At 36.1% G+C, this 17,894-nt stretch carries 18 protein-coding genes; 14 read left to right on the top strand and 4 right to left on the bottom strand.

The window, feature by feature from the left end; genetic code table 11:
* Nucleotides 1–117 precede the first annotated feature (117 nt).
* Together ACFSQS_RS07460 and coaD are read left to right on the top strand one after the other, a co-directional pair.
* Nucleotides 118–1,098 (top strand): D-alanine--D-alanine ligase, encoded by a 981-nt coding sequence (locus ACFSQS_RS07460; protein ID WP_388016454.1) that lies wholly within the window; start codon nt 118–120, stop codon nt 1,096–1,098.
* A gap of 98 nt (nt 1,099–1,196) precedes the next feature.
* Nucleotides 1,197–1,652, top strand: coding sequence for a pantetheine-phosphate adenylyltransferase (coaD, locus tag ACFSQS_RS07455; protein WP_388016451.1), 456 nt, complete (start codon nt 1,197–1,199; stop codon nt 1,650–1,652).
* A 331-nt stretch (nt 1,653–1,983) separates the two neighbouring features.
* Here the strand turns inward: coaD and ACFSQS_RS07450 are convergent, their stop codons facing one another.
* Nucleotides 1,984–3,630 carry a SulP family inorganic anion transporter gene (locus tag ACFSQS_RS07450; protein ID WP_388016448.1) on the bottom strand — a complete coding sequence of 549 codons (1,647 nt, stop codon included), beginning with the start codon at nt 3,628–3,630 and terminating at the stop codon, nt 1,984–1,986.
* Nucleotides 3,631–3,735: 105 nt separating this feature from the next.
* On the bottom strand, nt 3,736–4,110 hold the full coding sequence (locus tag ACFSQS_RS07445; RefSeq protein WP_388016445.1) for a hypothetical protein: 375 nt from the start codon (nt 4,108–4,110) through the stop codon (nt 3,736–3,738).
* A gap of 207 nt (nt 4,111–4,317) precedes the next feature.
* Here ACFSQS_RS07445 and ACFSQS_RS07440 point away from each other — a divergent pair, with 207 nt between their 5' ends.
* Nucleotides 4,318–6,051, top strand: coding sequence for a M14 family metallopeptidase (locus ACFSQS_RS07440; protein ID WP_388016442.1), 1,734 nt, complete (start codon nt 4,318–4,320; stop codon nt 6,049–6,051).
* Between the two features lie 128 nt (nt 6,052–6,179).
* On the top strand, nt 6,180–7,091 hold the full coding sequence (locus tag ACFSQS_RS07435; protein ID WP_388016439.1) for a DUF5655 domain-containing protein: 912 nt from the start codon (nt 6,180–6,182) through the stop codon (nt 7,089–7,091).
* Between the two features lie 163 nt (nt 7,092–7,254).
* Here the strand turns inward: ACFSQS_RS07435 and ACFSQS_RS07430 are convergent, their stop codons facing one another.
* Nucleotides 7,255–7,836 (bottom strand): NUDIX hydrolase, encoded by a 582-nt coding sequence (locus ACFSQS_RS07430; RefSeq protein ID WP_388016436.1) that lies wholly within the window; start codon nt 7,834–7,836, stop codon nt 7,255–7,257.
* Between the two features lie 130 nt (nt 7,837–7,966).
* Between ACFSQS_RS07430 and pyrE the strand changes: the two genes are divergently transcribed.
* Both pyrE and ACFSQS_RS07420 read left to right on the top strand, forming a co-directional pair.
* Nucleotides 7,967–8,611: an orotate phosphoribosyltransferase gene (pyrE, locus tag ACFSQS_RS07425; protein ID WP_388016433.1), complete on the top strand. Its 645-nt coding sequence runs from the start codon at nt 7,967–7,969 to the stop codon at nt 8,609–8,611.
* Nucleotides 8,612–8,692: 81 nt separating this feature from the next.
* Nucleotides 8,693–9,088 carry an SRPBCC family protein gene (locus tag ACFSQS_RS07420; RefSeq protein ID WP_388016430.1) on the top strand — a complete coding sequence of 132 codons (396 nt, stop codon included), beginning with the start codon at nt 8,693–8,695 and terminating at the stop codon, nt 9,086–9,088.
* Between the two features lie 28 nt (nt 9,089–9,116).
* Here ACFSQS_RS07420 and ACFSQS_RS07415 read toward each other — a convergent pair whose 3' ends face one another.
* Nucleotides 9,117–9,845, bottom strand: a complete 729-nt coding sequence (locus ACFSQS_RS07415) for a biotin--[acetyl-CoA-carboxylase] ligase (RefSeq protein ID WP_388016427.1) — start codon at nt 9,843–9,845, stop codon at nt 9,117–9,119.
* Between the two features lie 93 nt (nt 9,846–9,938).
* On the opposite strand from ACFSQS_RS07415, the gene rsfS reads away from it, so the two are divergent.
* The 8 genes from rsfS to ACFSQS_RS07375 all read left to right on the top strand — a co-directional run bounded on the left by rsfS (nt 9,939) and on the right by ACFSQS_RS07375 (nt 17,873).
* The gene (gene rsfS / locus ACFSQS_RS07410) at nt 9,939–10,310 is read left to right on the top strand and encodes a ribosome silencing factor (RefSeq protein WP_388016424.1); all 372 of its coding nucleotides are present in this window, start codon (nt 9,939–9,941) and stop codon (nt 10,308–10,310) included.
* 7 nt (nt 10,311–10,317) lie between these two features.
* Nucleotides 10,318–12,282, top strand: a complete 1,965-nt coding sequence (ftsH, locus tag ACFSQS_RS07405; RefSeq protein ID WP_388016421.1) for an ATP-dependent zinc metalloprotease FtsH — start codon at nt 10,318–10,320, stop codon at nt 12,280–12,282.
* Between the two features lie 117 nt (nt 12,283–12,399).
* On the top strand, nt 12,400–13,008 hold the full coding sequence (locus ACFSQS_RS07400) for an LUD domain-containing protein (RefSeq protein WP_388016418.1): 609 nt from the start codon (nt 12,400–12,402) through the stop codon (nt 13,006–13,008).
* Nucleotides 13,009–13,830, top strand: coding sequence for a phosphatidate cytidylyltransferase (locus ACFSQS_RS07395; RefSeq protein ID WP_388016415.1), 822 nt, complete (start codon nt 13,009–13,011; stop codon nt 13,828–13,830). It abuts the gene before it with no gap.
* Entirely contained in the window at nt 13,820–14,476 is a 657-nt protein-coding gene (locus tag ACFSQS_RS07390) for a phosphatidylserine decarboxylase family protein (RefSeq protein ID WP_388016412.1), read from the top strand. The genes ACFSQS_RS07395 and ACFSQS_RS07390 overlap by 11 nt, the downstream gene beginning before the upstream one ends.
* The gene (locus ACFSQS_RS07385; protein ID WP_388016409.1) at nt 14,469–14,735 is read left to right on the top strand and encodes an acyl-CoA-binding protein; all 267 of its coding nucleotides are present in this window, start codon (nt 14,469–14,471) and stop codon (nt 14,733–14,735) included. Before ACFSQS_RS07390 ends, ACFSQS_RS07385 begins: the two co-directional genes overlap by 8 nt.
* A gap of 227 nt (nt 14,736–14,962) precedes the next feature.
* Nucleotides 14,963–16,405: a sulfatase gene (locus ACFSQS_RS07380; RefSeq protein ID WP_388016406.1), complete on the top strand. Its 1,443-nt coding sequence runs from the start codon at nt 14,963–14,965 to the stop codon at nt 16,403–16,405.
* A gap of 313 nt (nt 16,406–16,718) precedes the next feature.
* The gene (locus ACFSQS_RS07375) at nt 16,719–17,873 is read left to right on the top strand and encodes a hypothetical protein (protein WP_388016403.1); all 1,155 of its coding nucleotides are present in this window, start codon (nt 16,719–16,721) and stop codon (nt 17,871–17,873) included.
* Nucleotides 17,874–17,894: the final 21 nt, after the last annotated feature.

Raw genomic sequence — 17,894 nt, 5'->3', positions numbered from 1 at the left:
TAGATTTAAAAAAAATAAAAAAGAGGTTTCCGCCGAAGTTTATCTTGAGCCAAGACGAAAGGAGGAAATAAAAAATGGATGAGCCCCCTTCTTCAAGGGAATCACAAAAAAATATTTATGAAAAATATTGCCATCATTATGGGAGGTTATTCCAGCGAATACAAAATCTCATTAAAAAGCGGAAACGTGGTTTTTGAAACTTTAAATAAGTCTAAATATAACCCATACCGCATACATATTTTTAAAGATAAATGGGTTTATGTTGATAAAAACAACAACGAATTCCCTATAGATAAAAACGATTTTTCGGTTACCGTTAAAAATAAAAAAATTGTTTTCGATTGTGTGTTCAACGCCATTCACGGGTCGCCCGGAGAAGATGGTTTTATGCAAGGCTATTTTAAGTTAATAAACATGCCACATACCAGTTGTGGCATGTACCAAGCAGCCTTAACCTTCAACAAACGCGATTGCCTTAGCGCATTAAAACCTTATGGCATAAAAACTGCCGAATCCTTTTACATAAACCTAGGTGATGTTATAAATGAAGACAAAATAATTGCCAAAGTGGGTTTGCCTTGTTTTGTAAAAGCCAACAAAGCGGGCAGTAGTTTTGGCATTACCAAAGTACATAAAAAAGAAGATTTGCAAAACGCCATTGAAGTAGCGTTTAAAGAAGACAACGAGATTATTATCGAAGCCTTTTTAGATGGCACCGAAGTATCGGTTGGCGTTATCAAGTATAAAGGAGAAACCAAAGTACTGCCCATTACCGAGATAGTAACCGAAAACGATTTTTTTGATTACGAAGCCAAATATTTAGGCAAATCGCAAGAGATTACACCCGCCCCATTAAGCAAAGAACAAGATGAAAAGGTAAATGCCATTGCCAAAAAAGTATATACAATTTTAAAGATGAAAGGCTTTAGCCGAAGCGAATTTATTTTTAAAAACGGCGAGCCACATTTGTTGGAAGTAAACACCATTCCGGGTTTAACCCGAGAAAGCATATTGCCGCAACAGGCAAAAGCTGCCGGAATACCCTTAGCAGATTTATTTGACAATGCCATTGAAGAGGCTTTGAAAAGCCTCCCTTAATCCCTCCAAAGGAGGGAAACAATTGTGAATAATAAATTTAAGAAGCTTATATTTACAATATATTAATTTCTCCCCTTTGGGGAGATTAAGAGGGGCTTATGAAACGCGCTATATTTCCAGGGTCTTTTGATCCCATTACATTAGGACACTACGATATTATTAAAAGAGGCATTACGCTTTTTGACGAAATAATTGTAGCCATTGGCATAAATGCCGATAAAAAATATATGTTCTCGTTAGAAGAACGTAAAACATTTATTGAAGATACTTTTGCTAACGAGCCCAAAATTAAGGTGATGACTTACCAAGGGTTAACCGTAGATTTTTGTGAAAAAGTTGAAGCGGAATTTATTTTACGCGGACTTCGCAATCCTGCAGATTTTGAATTTGAAAAAGCCATTGCCCATACCAATAGAGATTTAGCGCCCATTGAAACGGTGTTTTTACTAACCTCGGCAAAAACATCGTATATCGCATCTTCTATTGTGCGCGATGTACTTAGGAATAATGGCGATTACACCAAGTTAGTACCAAGCACGGTTAGGGTAAAATAGCAATGACTTTGCACTTGCAATATTGGTAAGCAGACAGGTTGCCCTCTTTTAAATTTACTATTACAGCAACATTTAACCCCAGGCATTAATAACAAGCTCAAGCTTTTGCAGTTAGCACATTAACAGGTTTACCAATTTAAAACTGCTTTTCACGAACTGCTGCGTTAAAGATTGTAACGAGGCTTCGGGAGCATCCTTTTTAAAACCAAAAAAAATTAAAGATTGAGCTGGCTAAAGTTTGGCAGATTGCCATGCCCTTCGCCCATTCAAAAATACTTTAAAAAGATATAGCGGAAAGCCCTACCACATTATAATATTAAATATATGTTTATTAAAGCCCTTTGGCGAATGCTTCGGGGTTTTCAACCAGATGGTAGCGCGGATCGTCGATAGCCTCAACAACCACTTCTCTAAATTTAGGGTTTGATTTGTAAAGCAGTATTTTACAGTCTTCGCTTAAATGTTTTAGTTTTATTGATTTTCCTGCGGCTTCGTATTTATTAACCAAATTGTATATGGCTTCTATGGCAGAGTGATCGCTTACACGAGATTCAATAAAATCTACCTCAACATGTTCGGGGTCGTTTTTTATATCGAATTTTTCGTTGAACGCGGTTATAGAGCCAAAAAACAGAGGACCCCAAATTTCGTAGGTTCTTGTACCGTCTTCTTGGGTATGCTTGCGTGCGCGGATGCGTTTTGCGTTTTCCCAAGAAAAAGTTAATGCTGAGATAATAACACCAACAAATACAGCGATGGCCAGATCGAAAATAACGGTTACCGCCGACACCGTAATTAATACAAAGGCATCAGATTTTGGTATTTTCCCTAAAATCCTAAAACTGGACCATGCAAAGGTTTGTATTACCATTACAAACATAACGCCTATAAGGGCCGCTATAGGGACTTGTTCTATTAATTTGTCTGTAAACAAGATAAATGTAAGTAGGGAAACGGCCATCATTATCCCAGACAGTCGTCCTCTTCCGCCTGCTTTAATGTTAATTACCGTTTGGCCAATCATTCCACAACCACCTGTACCTCCAAAAAGTCCGCTTACTATGTTTCCGGCACCTTGCGCTATACATTCGCGGTTTCCGTCGCCTCTGGTTTCTGTTAATTCATCTACCAAATTCATGGTCATTAAAGACTCTATCAATCCAACCGATGCGGCAAGAAAGGCATAGGGCAAAATAAAAGAAAAGGTGTCGAGATTAATGGGCAAATTTTGCCATAGCTCTACATTTGGGGTTGGAAACTCGCCTTTTAGCCCTGTTCCGCCGCCTTCAATAATATACGATCCTACGGTGGTTACCTCTAAACCTGTAAATACCACTATAAAGGTGGTTACTAGGATTGCGGTTAACGATGCAGGTAACTTTTTTGTTAATTTGGGTAAAAACCAAATTATGGCCATGGTTAAGGCCACCAAAGCAATCATGGTGTACAATTCGGTACCGGTCATAAAGGTAGCAACGTATTCTTTTACACCATCGCTAGAAACCACTAGCGATTTATGTGAAAACATTTTTACCTGAGCCCAGAAAATAATGATGGCCAAACCGTTAACAAAGCCCATCATTACGGGGTGCGGAATAAGCCTTACAAACTTACCCAACTTAAAAACACCTGCTAAGATTTGAATAACACCCATTAAAATTACACAGGCGAATAAATAGAAGAAGCCCATGTTTTCTATAGGCTGATCGAAAAGCATCCCTTTGGTGTGCCCTTCTGAAATCATGGTAACGAAAATAACGGCTACAGCTCCGGCCGCACCAGAAATTAAACCCGGTCTTCCACCAAAGATTGCGGTAATCAAACCTATCATAAAAGCACCCGAAAGCGCAACCAAAGGATCAATTTGCGCTACAAAAGCAAAGGCCACAACCTCGGGCACCATGGCAAAAGAGGTTGTTATTCCTGCAAGCACATCGTCTTTGGCGTTTGGCACTATCTTTCTAATAAACTCAGTCATAACGGTTTGTTTTAAGAAGTGGCAAATTTAGGCTTAATCTGCAAATGCACAAGTGCTTGCAGTTATATTTTTTTAAAAATCGACTACTATAACGTTTGAGGAGAGTTAAGAGTTTATTTCTTCGATTAACCAAAGTAGAGCTTTGTCTCGGTCTTGAAATATTTTAATGTTGCTGGTTTCGGTCCTGTTAACGTTCATTAAAGTTTTAGTGGCCATTAAGCTAGCGCTTGTAAAGACAACTACAGCAATGGCTTGAATACCACTTAAAGACGAAATCTGCTTTTGGGCCTCGAAAGCATAAGAATAAGAATGTTTTTTGTTAACGAGCAAAGCAAAAGGCTTGCTTAAATTAGACAATAAAAAATTATGGTATTCATCAACCATAGCTTCGTTAAAATGGACCCCTTCGTTAACAATAACTTCGGCTAAATTTTTATTTAAAACAACTATTTTGCCAAAAGACAGATTACAAACCTTCATATTTTTTATTATTACGAGAGATCTACAAAACTTAAAAACAACAGGTTGCCCTTAAAAGTCGTAGCAAAATACAACACACTAAGTTATTATTTTTTATTAAAGTTTAATTTACCAAATAATTTATAATTACAATAAAATTGTAGATTTACATATTTTTTAAATAAAACGAATTTTTACCAAATAATTTTAACCAAAAACCCCATAACAATGAGAATAATAATATTTTTTTTGTTTTTATTGGTGTCCTGCAATGCCCCTAAAACAAAACCTGATTATGATTTTAAAACGCACTTTGAAAAATCTGGGGGTTTAGAAACCGCAACTTACAAGCAAACCATAACGTATTATAATGATTTAGCCGAGGCCTATCCAGAAATTTCAATAAAAACCATGGGCGAAACCGATGCAGGCTTACCTTTGCACATCGTTACTTTTAATGCCGAATCTCTATTCGATTTTTCTGAAATTCGAAAAAACAAACGCATCCTTTTAATAAACAACGGCATCCATCCGGGAGAACCTGATGGTATAGATGCTACCATGATGCTATTTAGGGATTTGGCAAACGGCACTATCGAGACACCCAAAAACACGGTAATTGTTACCATTCCTATTTATAATGTTGGTGGTAGTTTAAACAGAAACTCTACAACGAGAACCAACCAAAATGGCCCAAAAGATTACGGGTTTAGGGGCAATGCCAGAAACTACGACTTAAACCGCGACTTTATAAAATGCGACACTAAAAATGCCCAAACCTTTGCTAAGATTTTCCATTTGGCAAAGCCCGATGTTTTTATAGACAATCATGTTAGCAACGGTGCCGATTACCAGTACACGCTTACCCATTTGTTTACGCAGCACAACAAACTTGGTGGCGATTTGGGTTATTTTATATACTCAGAAATGATGCCCGAATTAGAGGAAAAATTAGCAAAAAAAGATTGGGATATTACGCCATACGTTAATGTTTTTAATCGCGTTCCAGATAAAGGATTTTCTCAGTTTATGGATTATCCGCGGTACTCAACGGGCTATACAACGCTGTTTAACACCTTGGGAATGATGGTAGAAACGCACATGTTAAAACCCTACAAACAACGTGTTGAGGGCACTTACGAATTAATGAAAAGCATGATTGAAATTACCGAAGAACAAGGCGATAAAATTGCGGTATTGCGTAAAAAAGCCAATACCATCCATCCTAAAAAAATGTATGCACTACATTGGCAAATTGATACCACAAAAACATCAACTATAAACTTTAAAGGTTTTGAGGCCGAAAACACTAAAAGTGAAATTACCGGATTTGAACGCTTAAAATACAATAGAAACAAACCGTTTACCAAAGACCTTATTTACCAAAATTATTTTAAACCAACTTTGGAAATTAAAATCCCCACAGCTTATATTATTCCACAAAGTTGGCATCGTGTTATCGCGTTGTTAAAATTGAATGCTGTTGAATTTCAGGTATTTAAAAATGAAACCACGCTAACTGTTGAAAGCTATAAAATTAAAGATTATAAAACCAGGCAACACCCTTACGAAGGGCATTATCCACATTACAACGTTTCGGTAATTTCAAACACGGAAAACATAACATTTAGAAAAGGCGATTATTATATAAAAACCAATCAGCCTTCTTTTAAATATATTATAGAAACCCTGGAGCCACAAGCCCACGATTCGTTTTTTAACTGGAATTTTTTCGATACCATTTTACAACAAAAAGAAGGTTTCTCGCCTTATGTTTGGGAAGACAAAGCTGTAGAATTAATAAATAATAATAAAAAATTAAAAATGGAGTTTGAGGCTAAAAAACAAAACGATAAAGCCTTTGCAAATAATTGGTACGCCCAATTAGATTGGTTGCACAAACAAAGTGATAACTACGAAAAGGCGCATTTGCAGTATCCGGTTTATAGGGTTGCTAATTGAGTATAATAAAAAATTGTCTTTGTCAGAAAAAAAAAAAAAAAACGATACCTTCGTTTAACTATCGATAAAATTCATTAAAACTGATGTTTATCTTAGCATTGGCATTCATTAAAAAACCGAGAATATAAATGGCATTATACAAAATAGAAAAATCCTTAAAGTACATTAAAGAGAAACCATTTCGTCTCGAAAAAGAAATCCAAGATATAACAGAACATAATCTGAAAACAATTTTGGGACTTGAATTTGTGAAATCGGAATTTGCTCTGAATAGTTTTCGAATTGACACTCTTGCTTTTGACTTAGAAGCGAATGCTTTTGTAATAATCGAATACAAACGAGACAAGAACTTTAGTGTAATTGACCAAGGTTATGCTTATCTGTCATTAATGTTAAATAACAAAGCGGATTTTATTCTTGAATTTAACGAAAGTCAGAATAGAACGCTGAAAAGGACTGATGTTGATTGGTCTCAATCCAGAGTACTTTTTGTTTCTCCAAAGTTTACTAATTATCAACGTGAGGCAATTAATTTCAAAGATTTGCCGATTGAATTGTGGGAAGTGAAAAGATTTGAAAACGAAACTGTTTCATTTGAACAAATACAGAAAGCTGGTGCTCAAGAAAGTATTAAAACGATTTCCAAAACGGATGAAACAATTGACAAAATTGCCAAAGAAATAAAGGTTTACTCTGAATCTGAACATTTGGAAAGAGCAACCGAAGAGACAAAAGAACTTTATGAAAAAGTAAAAAACGCTCTTTTAAATTTAGGTGATTTAGAAGTTAAACCAAAAAAAAAATATATAGCTTATGTTTCAGGAACAAACGTTGTTGACGTTCAAGTACAAAAGAATGCCCTTAAACTTCATATTAACCTTAAAAAAGGAGAATTAGAAGATTCAAAAAAATTAACTAGAGATGTTTCGGAAATTGGACATTATGGAAATGGAGATTATCAATTACAATTTAGTAATGATGAGGACATAGAATATATTATGAGTCTGATTAAACAATCTCTGAAAAAGAATAAAAAATAACAAAATGCCAACAGCGTATAAAATTAATTGCCTGATAAGAGCCTGTTTACGAACCCCGAAGCATCGGGGCTAGCGAATTTTCTAATCAGTGATTATTTGCTTACTTTACGCTAAACCAAACGCAACAAGCCTTACACAGAGCCGTTAAACAAACCTTTACCCCCTAAACCAAAGCCTTAATATTAGCATAACTATTCTCCAATGCTTTTTTGGTTTGCGCTTTATCAAGCCATTCCACTTTAGTAATGCCTTCGTTTTCCTGGGCGTATAAATTGCCTTTAAAACTCGTTTTCATTTCAAACCAATACGTTATTTTTATTTTGTATCGACCGTTGCGCTTAAAAATATGGTAGGTTGTTTCCAAGGGCTTTGTAATTTCAAGCCCGCTAACGCCCGTTTCTTCGGTAACTTCCCTAATGGCGGTTCTTTCAATGGTTTCGTTTCCTTCAATTTTTCCTTTGGGCAAATCCCATTTATCGTTTCTGTAAATAAACAAAATTTCACCATTGTCGTTATACACTTTTCCGCCACCGGCAACAACATTGGGCAACTTTTTAAGAAACCTCTCCAGCAGCTTTTTTTTCTTTTTCCCGATAAGCCTAACCTCTTTAAGCTTTGTCCTGTTAAGTTTTCTTATAACTTTAGCCATATCTACAGTTTTTAGCAAATAGTTTTTAAAGCCATCTTCCTTCTCAACTACAGTTGTTAAAATTATAGGTTTATCGTTAACAAAAATTCTGTGCATAAAGCTTTGCTTAATTTTGTTTTGGTAAAAATATCATTTTTCAACACATTTTGGCCAGTGTTAAAAAAAATAATTTTATTCATTACAGTTCAGTTCAAAAAAAAATAAATTTATGTGTAATTTTGCGGCTATGATTTTTAACAAACACACCGCTAGAAAGACCGCCGAGGTTTTATTACAAGTTAATGCTATAAAACTAAGCCCAAAAGATCCGTTTACTTGGGCCTCTGGCTGGAAATCGCCCATTTATTGCGACAACAGAATTGTATTATCGTTTCCGCCCATTCGCAACTACATTCGCGAAGTCATGGCCAAACAAATCGAACAACATTACGGCAAGCCCGATGCCATCGCGGGTGTTGCCACAGGCGCTATTGGCATTGGCATTTTAGTTGCAGAATATTTAGGCCTGCCTTTTATTTACGTACGTCCAGATGCAAAAGGGCACGGGCGCAAAAACCAAATTGAAGGCTTTATTGAAAGCGGACAAAATGTTGTGGTTGTTGAAGACCTGATTAGCACCGGCCAAAGCAGTTTAAATGCCGTAAAAGCTTTAAAAGACGCCAACATTAACGTAAAAGGTATGGTAGCCATCTTTACATACGGCTTTGATGTGGCTACCGAGAACTTTAAAAAAGAAAACATAAACCTCCATACCCTTAGCAACTACCAAAGCTTGCTCGAACAGGCCTTAGAAACCAATTATATTTCTGAAAAAGAACTGGAAACCCTTTCTGAATGGAACAGCAACCCCAGTGCATGGAACCCTAATTGACAACACAATTACCCTGTTTAGCTTTAAAGCTATCATCACGTACAACTAAACGCCTCAACAAATAACATCTTAACAATCATTATGAATTTAGAATCACCAAGAATTAACGTTGGCAAATCCCCACAGGAGGTTTTTGATTTTTTGTCGGACATAAAAAACTTCGAATCCCTTATGCCCGATAACATTAGTAAATTTGAAGTTCTAGACAGCGATAAATTTCTTTTTGCTTTAAAAGGCATGCCAGAAATCATACTAAAAAAGAAAGAAGCCATGGCACCAAATAAAATTGTGCTGGGTGCTGCCGGTGGCAAATTGGATTTTTCGCTTATTGGAAACATAACCGATACCGGGAACAACTCCAGCGAAGTACATCTGGAATTTACGGGCAGCTTTAATACCATGATGGCTATGATGATAAAAGGCCCGATAAGCAAATTTATAGAAACCCTAGCTACCAACATCCCTAAAGCCATTTAAACTTGGGGTACCAAGCCCAAAAAGCTGCTTAGTACATTAGTGTAATTTCCTTAAGATCGTATTTTTTTACTATTTCGTCTTCTAAAAGCACCTGCAGTTTACCGTATTTGGTAACCCCGATAATAAAACCCGAAAACAAATCGCCTTTAGCGTTTTTAAATGTTGAAGGCTTGTTTTTTCTAAACAAATTAGCTTCATATTCGTTTTTTACAACCTCATGGTTTCCCTGCTGTAAAAGTAAAGAATACGCCTTGGTGTGCTTGATAATGGTTTGCAGAATCTCGTCTAAATCATAGTGCATACCAGTAATGTTTTTTAACGAAGAAGCCTTGGGAAGGTTTTTAAATTCGGTTTGGTTTACATTTACACCAATACCGATTACCGTAGAGTTAAGTTTGTTTTTTATGACATTCTCTATTAAAATACCACAAATCTTCTTGTCTGCTGACAAAATGTCGTTAGGCCATTTAATACTTAAATGAGGTATGCATAAAGCCTTTAAGGTTTTAAAAATAGCCAAAGAAACAGCCATACTAATATAAAAAGGAAATTCTACAACATATGCACTTAAATCCTTAAACATGCTAAACATGAGGTTCTTACCCCTATCAGAATCCCAAGTCGTTCCCATTTGCCCACGGCCATTGGTTTGGTGTTGGGCAACTACAATAGTATAATCGGCGACCTCTTGTGCATAAATCATTTCTTTTAAAAACGAGTTTGTAGAGTCGATGGCATCAAGTTTGATTATATGCATTTACAAGTAGTTTTAAAGCTTTAAAATCTTATGATTATTTTAAAGTATAAAGAACTAAAAAAATAATAACTTTGCACAAATTAAATAAAATTAATGGCGAAACAAAAAACAAGCCCAGACCAATTAATATCTGCAATAATAAGCGGCATTGAAGATGTTAAAGGCAAAGAGATAAACATACTAGATTTAAGAGCAATTGAAAACACGGTTTGTGATTACTTTATAATCTGCGAAGGCACTTCAAACACACAAGTAAACGCCATAGTCAATTCAATACAAAAAAAGGTTAGCAAAGAACTTAAAGACAACCCATGGCATACAGAGGGACTAGACAACCTTGAATGGGTATTAATAGATTATGTAAATATTGTTGTGCACGTTTTTCAAAAACACGTTAGAGCGTATTATGATATTGAAAGCCTTTGGGGCGATGCAAAAACAACAGTAATAGAAACCAGTTACTAAAACACACATGGCAAACGACAAAAAAAATACAAAAGAGAAAAAGCCTAAATTTAGCCCGTATTGGATTTACGGAATTGTATTAGCGATTTTTTTAGGATTTCAACTATTTGGAGGCAGTTATCAAGAAGGCAGCTCAACCACACCAGCAGATTTTTTTAGATATTTAGAAAATGGCGATGTAGAAAAAATAGACATCGTAAAAAACACACGGGTTGCAAAAGTGTATTTAACCGCAGAGGCCATGGCAAAAGAGGTTCACAAAAACTCTAAGCCACAAACCTTTATCCCATCAGCAACGCGTTTACCAAACTATAAATTTGAATTTGGCGATCTTCAAAATTTCGAAAATGATTTAAACGAAGCCACCAAAGACCTTGCAAACAAACCAATTGTAAAGTTTGATACAGAAACCAGTAACCTAAGCGATTTTTTAATTGGTATCCTACCGTTTGTTTTGCTAATTGGCGTTTGGATTTTTATAATGCGCCGTATGTCTGGAGGTGCTGGCGGTGGCGCCGGCGGGCAAATTTTCAACATCGGTAAATCGAAAGCTAAACTATTCGACCAAAACACCGAAGTTAAAACAAGCTTTAAAGATGTTGCTGGATTAGAAGGTGCCAAAGAAGAAGTACAAGAAATCGTTGACTTTTTAAAATTCCCCGAAAAATATACCACATTAGGAGGTAAAATACCCAAAGGCGCATTGCTTGTTGGCCCTCCAGGAACCGGAAAGACCCTATTGGCAAAAGCCGTTGCGGGAGAGGCAAAAGTACCGTTTTTCTCATTATCGGGTTCAGATTTTGTAGAGATGTTTGTTGGCGTTGGAGCTTCGCGAGTGCGCGATTTATTTAAACAAGCCAAAGAAAAATCGCCATCTATTATATTTATTGATGAAATTGATGCCATTGGTCGTGCCCGAGGCAAAAACGCCATGTCTGGTAGTAACGACGAGCGCGAAAACACCCTAAACCAACTACTTACCGAAATGGATGGTTTTGGCACCAACACAAACGTAATTGTACTGGCCGCAACCAACAGAGCCGATATTTTAGACAAAGCCTTAATGCGCGCCGGACGTTTTGATAGACAGATATATGTAGATCTACCAGACGTACGCGAACGCAAAGAAATTTTCGAAGTGCATCTGCGCCCCTTAAAAAAAGCAGAAAACCTAGATTTGGATTTCTTATCTAAACAAACCCCAGGGTTCTCTGGCGCAGATATAGCAAACGTTTGTAACGAAGCCGCTTTAATTGCCGCTAGAAACGGTAAAAAAGCAGTTGACAAACAAGATTTCCTAGATGCTGTTGACAGAATAATTGGTGGCCTGGAAAAGAAAAACAAAATCATTACCCCTAGCGAGAAAAAAGCCGTAGCCTTCCACGAAGCTGGACACGCCGTAGTAAGCTGGATGCTTGAACATGCTGCGCCATTGGTAAAAGTTACCATTGTTCCCCGAGGCCGCTCATTAGGTGCCGCCTGGTACCTACCAGAAGAACGTTTAATAGTACGCCCAGAGCAAATGCTAGACGAAATGTGTGCCGCACTTGGAGGTAGAGCGGCCGAAAAAGTAATTTTCAACAAAATATCTACTGGCGCCCTAAGCGATCTGGAAAAAGTTACCAAACAAGCAAGAGCAATGGTAACGGTTTACGGCCTTAGCGATAAAATAGGCAATTTAACCTATTACGATTCCTCAGGACAAAACGAATATGGCTTTACAAAACCCTATAGCGAACAAACCGCAGAACTAATAGATAAAGAAATCTCAGCCATTATCGAAGAACAGTATCAACGAGCCCTAAAACTACTTGAAGACAATAAGGACAAATTAACAGAACTTGCCGAAGTTCTCCTTGAAAAAGAAGTGATTTTCAAAGATAATCTTGAAAAAATATTTGGTAAGCGCCCTTTTGAAAACAGTAATGATGAAACCAAAGTAGAAAAACAAACCAAAGAAGAAGAAGAATAAGTTTACTTTAAAATATGTTAAGCTTTTAGTAAAAATCTTAAATTAGGCCCACGTTTAATTTAAGATTTTTTATATTTGATAAAAACCCATGAAATTGAGTTAATAGCAACAATCTAAATGAGTCTTTTTAGAAAAATTTTTGGTTCAAAATCTAGTAGTTCGCAGGATGAACTAAAATCGAACGAAAGAGGCAAATACATGCCCGAAATAAAACTGCCAATAGACGAGAGGTTTACCATAAACTTTAAGGCTAATGGCGGCAAGTTTCTGTACTGCGAAGACTTAAACGAAATACTGCAAAACCTGCAGTACATTATAGACGAAAACCAATGGAACGATAAAAAGGCACTCCTACTAGACAAAAACCTTAAAGACCAATTCAAGAACCCTAACTTACAAGACACCACATTAATAAGCGAGTCTGCCTTTTTTCTAACCACCTGCGAAAACCTTATAGCCAACGATGGATCCATACTAATTTCCTCAAAACAAATTTTCGAAAAAAAATTACCAGAGCTACCTGTAAACTTTGTTGTTTTTGCAACCACTAGCCAAATAGTAGAAAATATTGGAGAAGGCTTACGGGGTATAAAATCTAAAAACAAGCAAAAAATCCCCACAAACATTACCACCATAAAACACTTTAAATCTGATGAAGACAAAGATTTTTTAAGTTATGGCAGTAGCGCAAAAAACCTATACTTACTCCTCTTAGAAGACTTATAGATGAAGGAAACCTTAATACGAGCCTTATCGGGTTTAATTTATGTTTTGTTATTAATTGGCTGCTTATTTAATGCCTATGCGGTAATGGTACTGTTTTTTGTTTTTGGATTGATTTGCCTAGGCGAATTCCAAAAGCTCATTCAACTTAAAAGCATTGTCCCTTACTTTATCTTTATCCTACTTTATTCCGTATTTGGCTCTTGGCAACTCTTGCTAAACACCAACATGGGTCTAGACGAAGCCACGCAAATATTAACGGTAATTAGTATTTTTGTACAGCTGTTTTTAATTAAGGATTTGTTCTCAACAAAAAAAATACCACTGTTTATCACTAAACGTTTTATACTATCAACCTTTTATATTTCTAGTGCTTTCGTATTCTTGGTACTAATAGCTAATTACCAAACCCCTTATAACCCAAACATTTTATTGGGGTCTTTTATCTTGGTTTGGGTAAACGACTCTTTTGCCTATTTGGTGGGTAAAAACTTTGGAAAACAAAAACTATTCGAAAAAATTTCGCCAAAAAAAACCGTTGAAGGCTTTTTGGGCGGTTTGTTTTTTTCGTGCATTTCAAGCTATTTTATTGCTACCTTTACCCAAACGTTAAGCTTTACAAATTGGTTGATATTAAGTATTATAATTAGTGTTTTCGGTACTTTAGGAGATTTAATAGAATCGAAATTTAAACGGCAGGCCAGCGTAAAAGACAGCGGCATTATTATGCCTGGACACGGCGGGTTGCTAGATCGATTAGATAGTATTATTTTTGCTGCGCCATTTATATATTTATTTTTAAGAATTTTACAATATGTTTCATAAAGAGGGTCATAAAATTATATTTGTAACACTAGTAATTATTGTTGCGGCATTTTTGTTGGTAGATAGTTTTATAAGCCTACAGTGGTTGCGAACGCTTATTTTAATTCTATTGCTTGGATTCTTTATATTGATTCTTCAGTTTTTCAGAAACCCAAAACGAATTACTGCTTTAAGCGACAAACATGTGGTTTCTCCTGTTGACGGCAAAGTTGTGGTTATCGAAGAAGTGTTTGAAAAAGAATATTTTAAAGAAAAACGCCTGCAGGTAAGCGTATTTATGTCCCCAATAAACGTACATGTTACTCGTTATCCTATTGGCGGACAAATTCTTTTTAGCAAATACCATAAAGGCAAATACTTAGTGGCATGGCACCCTAAAGCAAGTGAGGAAAACGAGCGCACAACCGTTGTTATAGAAAACCAAACCTACGGAAAAGTGCTATATAGACAAATTGCAGGCGCCTTGGCCAAACGCATTGTTAATTATGCAAAACAAAACCACAAAGCCGTTCAAGGTGCAGATTCTGGATTTATTAAATTTGGATCTAGAGTTGATTTGTTTCTACCCCTAAACACAAAAATAAAAGTAAAGCTTAACCAAAAAGTACGCGGTGGAGAAAGTATTATTGCAGAAGTTAATGAGTAACAAAGAACTAGACATAGAATTTAAAGAAGCGGTTGCCCGAGTAAATGCCCATACAGATCCATTTCCTGCCGATACGCTCTTAAAACTCTATGCATACTATAAAAGAGCAACCAACGACTATGGTAAGCCTAAAAGCAAAAAACCCATAATCAACGCTTTTAAAACCAATGCGCTTTTTCAAATTGATAATATTACCGAAGACGAAGCCAAACAAGAATATATAAACTTGGTGAACAACTATTTTTTATACAGAAAATAAAATAACCGTACTGAATATCCGTAATCATGCATATTGATGTTTTTGTCATTCAGAACAAAGTGAAGAATCTTTAATAATCAAAGGGATTCCTCGTTTCCACGGAATGACAAAATCATTGAATTTTTAAATTTATGACAAATTACGGACAATCAATAACCGTATCTTAAATCTGTTAAAACTATAATTGGTTTAAAATAAAACCCGCTACAAACAGGAGTAAACACCACATGAAATCTTTTATTTACATTACGATTTTATTAGTAAATATTAGTCTGTTTTCTCAAGAAAAAAAACCAAATATTTTATTTATTATTTCAGATGATTTAACGGCAACCGCAGTCTCATCATACAAAAACAAAGCTTGCCACACGCCAAACATCGATAAATTAGCCTCAGAAGGTATTCGTTACACCAAGGCCTATACGCAATACCCGGTTTGTGGGCCATCACGAGCATCTCTTATGTCGGGTTACTATCCCAATGCCACCAAGACTTTTGGCTATGTAAGCGGCAGAAAAAACATTGGGCACAAAAGAAAAACATGGCCACAGCTATTTAAAGACAACGGTTATTATACCGCACGGGTAAGCAAAATTTACCACATGGGCGTCCCAATTGATATAGAAACAGGAGCGAACGGACAAGATGATGAAGCCTCTTGGACAGAACGTTTTAACAGCCAAGGCCCCGAATGGAAAGCCAAAGGTGATGCCCAATTGGTTCAAGGAAATCCTGATGGAACCATTGAAAGAAAAGGCGGAAACGTAATGACCATTGTAAAAGCTGAAGGCGACGATTTAGTGCACGCCGACGGAAAAACAGCCAAAAAAGCTTCAGAGCTAATTAGAAAACATAAAAACAAACCTTTTTTTTTAGCAGTAGGCTTTGTAAGGCCTCACGTACCCTTTGTTGCCCCAAAACCCTATTTCAAAGCGTACCCGTTTAACAACATAACACTACCAAAAAAAGTAGATGGAGACTGGGACGATATTCCAAAACGAGGCATAAACTACGTAACAAGTATTAATGCCAAAATGAGTTTAGAGCAAGAAAAAAAGGCAATAGCAGCCTATTACGCATCGGTATCGTATATGGATGCCCAAGTTGGCAAAGTACTTAAAACACTTAAAGAAGAGGGGCTAGAAAACAATACCATTGTAATTTTCACCTCAGATCACGGTTTTCATTTGGGCGAGCATAATTTCTGGATGAAAGTGAGCTTGCACGAAGAATCTGTTCGGGTACCTTTAATCATTAAAGTACCCGGAAAAAAGGCTGCGGTATGCCACACTTTTGTAGAATTATTGGATTTATACCCAACAACAGCAGTATTGGCAGGCTTAAAACCCTCAAAACACTTACAGGGCAAAAGCCTGATAAAAACCTTGAATAAGCCCAAAAAGAAAGTCAGGAACATGGGTTTTAGCGTATCGCAAGGCGGAAACAGCTTTTTGCTCAGAACCAAAAAGTGGGCATACATTCAATATAACGAAGATGCCTCGGCAGGCATTGAATTGTATAATATGGAAAAAGACCCCGAACAATTTACCAATTTAGCTTCAAACCCAAAAAACGCACCTATTATTTCGCGTTTTAAAAAGAAACTCAACAAAAAACTAAAAGCTGTTAGAACAAACGATTTGGGTATAGAATATACCACCAACCAATAAAACCAATCTCGAGAACAAGGGTTTTACTAATTTAGAAAACGGTCCTCCAAAAAAAAGCCTCTAACTAAACCAAAAAACAGCCGTTATATAAAATCTTAATACTGCTTTAGTAAAACACATACACCTAAACTTTTGCATACCGCATTTGTATATGTTACAAATATTAACTAAATTGGTTAACCTACTGATTTTTAGCAACTAAAAACAGATTCTTTTTTTAAACGCGAACACGTTTCATGTGCCATTTTAAAACTGTCGTGTAAACAACCGCATTTGAGACTGTTTTCTTTATTAACCAAAATAACTAAAAATCATGAAATTAAAACTAATTACCATCGCCTGCATAATCTTTGGGTTTAAATCGTACTGCCAAACCGTAGATTCCACTTTTGTGGTTACCGAAGAACTAATCACTGAAAAAGTTAAGGAGGTTATTGGCGAAAATGAATATATACGTATTCCTTTAACCAATTTTGAAAACGACATTCAAAGCAAAATTTCTGCTACCATAAACAAAAGAATAAACAACCTAATTGGTTTTTTAGTGGCTATAATTGGTATTATGAGTGCGTTATCGATAATTCAATCCAACAGATCGAGAAACATTTTAAAAGAACAGGTTTTGGCGCAGATTAGCGCAGACTTAAACTCTAAAACCGTAGAAACCAGAGAGTTTTTTGAAGGGATTATCAACTCCCGATTAAAAGACATTGAAAAGCAATTAATGGAAAAATTGGAGCTGCAGTTTAAAAGCAATGCTGAAAACATAAAGCAAGTTGAAAATCAGCTCTTGCAATCTAAATCGCAAATTACAAAAGCTGAAGATTACCTTATAAACATTGAGTTTGAATCCCTCCAAAAAATGCTTAGAGAAAGAAAATATGATTATGCTACTACCCTAAAACGGTTAACAACCTTATTAAAAGATGTTGAGGATAAAAAAAGAGAAGATCTCCTTCCAGACATTGTAGATTTACTAACCCTAATCTATTACGATTACAAAAATTATAACGAGGTAACCGATTTAATAAACAAATACGAGGGGAAAATAAAATTTAAATCATCTTCTTACGTTAACGCAGCACTTACGGGGCTTTACGATTATCATAACTTTAACTCCCTAATGCAAAGAGCCCAAGCCCTAATTTACCTTGACAAATCTTTAGAACTCATTCAAGGGTACGGCAGCGCACTTGCCCTAAAGCTTGAAATTTTTATGATGGATTATATAAGAGCTGAAGACGATGAGCAAAAGGATAAAGCAATAAAAGATGCCAAAACCGTTTTCGATAAGATACTTAAAAGCGAATCGGGGGCGCCCTCTTACGAAACCATTAACAGATTGAACAGGGACTCTACAATACTTTCTTATAAAAAATATTTCGATAAGTTAAATGAGCTATTTCCAGAAGAACTAAAACTGATGCAACAAAAAGCCAAGGATTACGAAAAGAGCATAAAAAAATAAATACTGAGGGGGCAATTAATT

It is taken from the genome of Gelatiniphilus marinus (assembly GCF_042684345.1).
Classification (GTDB): domain Bacteria; phylum Bacteroidota; class Bacteroidia; order Flavobacteriales; family Flavobacteriaceae; genus Gelatiniphilus; species Gelatiniphilus marinus.
Note: the sequence above shows the minus strand (reverse complement) of the source record. Positions and strands in the feature narration are given on the sequence as shown.

Excerpts from the sequence above, each read along its gene's own strand:
- ACFSQS_RS07400 (WP_388016418.1), top strand. The coding sequence starts at position 12,400 with ATGAGTCTTTTTAGAAAAATTTTTGGTTCAAAATCTAGTAGTTCGCAG.
- ACFSQS_RS07435 (WP_388016439.1), top strand. The coding sequence starts at position 6,180 with ATGGCATTATACAAAATAGAAAAATCCTTAAAGTACATTAAAGAGAAA.
- ACFSQS_RS07440 (WP_388016442.1), top strand. The coding sequence starts at position 4,318 with ATGAGAATAATAATATTTTTTTTGTTTTTATTGGTGTCCTGCAATGCC.
- ACFSQS_RS07445 (WP_388016445.1), bottom strand. The coding sequence starts at position 4,110 with ATGAAGGTTTGTAATCTGTCTTTTGGCAAAATAGTTGTTTTAAATAAA.
- ACFSQS_RS07375 (WP_388016403.1), top strand. The coding sequence starts at position 16,719 with ATGAAATTAAAACTAATTACCATCGCCTGCATAATCTTTGGGTTTAAA.
- coaD (WP_388016451.1), top strand. The coding sequence starts at position 1,197 with ATGAAACGCGCTATATTTCCAGGGTCTTTTGATCCCATTACATTAGGA.
- ftsH (WP_388016421.1), top strand. The coding sequence starts at position 10,318 with ATGGCAAACGACAAAAAAAATACAAAAGAGAAAAAGCCTAAATTTAGC.
- ACFSQS_RS07380 (WP_388016406.1), top strand. The coding sequence starts at position 14,963 with ATGAAATCTTTTATTTACATTACGATTTTATTAGTAAATATTAGTCTG.
- rsfS (WP_388016424.1), top strand. The coding sequence starts at position 9,939 with ATGGCGAAACAAAAAACAAGCCCAGACCAATTAATATCTGCAATAATA.
- ACFSQS_RS07420 (WP_388016430.1), top strand. The coding sequence starts at position 8,693 with ATGAATTTAGAATCACCAAGAATTAACGTTGGCAAATCCCCACAGGAG.
- ACFSQS_RS07385 (WP_388016409.1), top strand. The coding sequence starts at position 14,469 with ATGAGTAACAAAGAACTAGACATAGAATTTAAAGAAGCGGTTGCCCGA.
- ACFSQS_RS07450 (WP_388016448.1), bottom strand. The coding sequence starts at position 3,630 with ATGACTGAGTTTATTAGAAAGATAGTGCCAAACGCCAAAGACGATGTG.
- ACFSQS_RS07390 (WP_388016412.1), top strand. The coding sequence starts at position 13,820 with ATGTTTCATAAAGAGGGTCATAAAATTATATTTGTAACACTAGTAATT.
- pyrE (WP_388016433.1), top strand. The coding sequence starts at position 7,967 with ATGATTTTTAACAAACACACCGCTAGAAAGACCGCCGAGGTTTTATTA.
- ACFSQS_RS07395 (WP_388016415.1), top strand. The coding sequence starts at position 13,009 with ATGAAGGAAACCTTAATACGAGCCTTATCGGGTTTAATTTATGTTTTG.
- ACFSQS_RS07430 (WP_388016436.1), bottom strand. The coding sequence starts at position 7,836 with ATGCACAGAATTTTTGTTAACGATAAACCTATAATTTTAACAACTGTA.
- ACFSQS_RS07460 (WP_388016454.1), top strand. The coding sequence starts at position 118 with ATGAAAAATATTGCCATCATTATGGGAGGTTATTCCAGCGAATACAAA.
- ACFSQS_RS07415 (WP_388016427.1), bottom strand. The coding sequence starts at position 9,845 with ATGCATATAATCAAACTTGATGCCATCGACTCTACAAACTCGTTTTTA.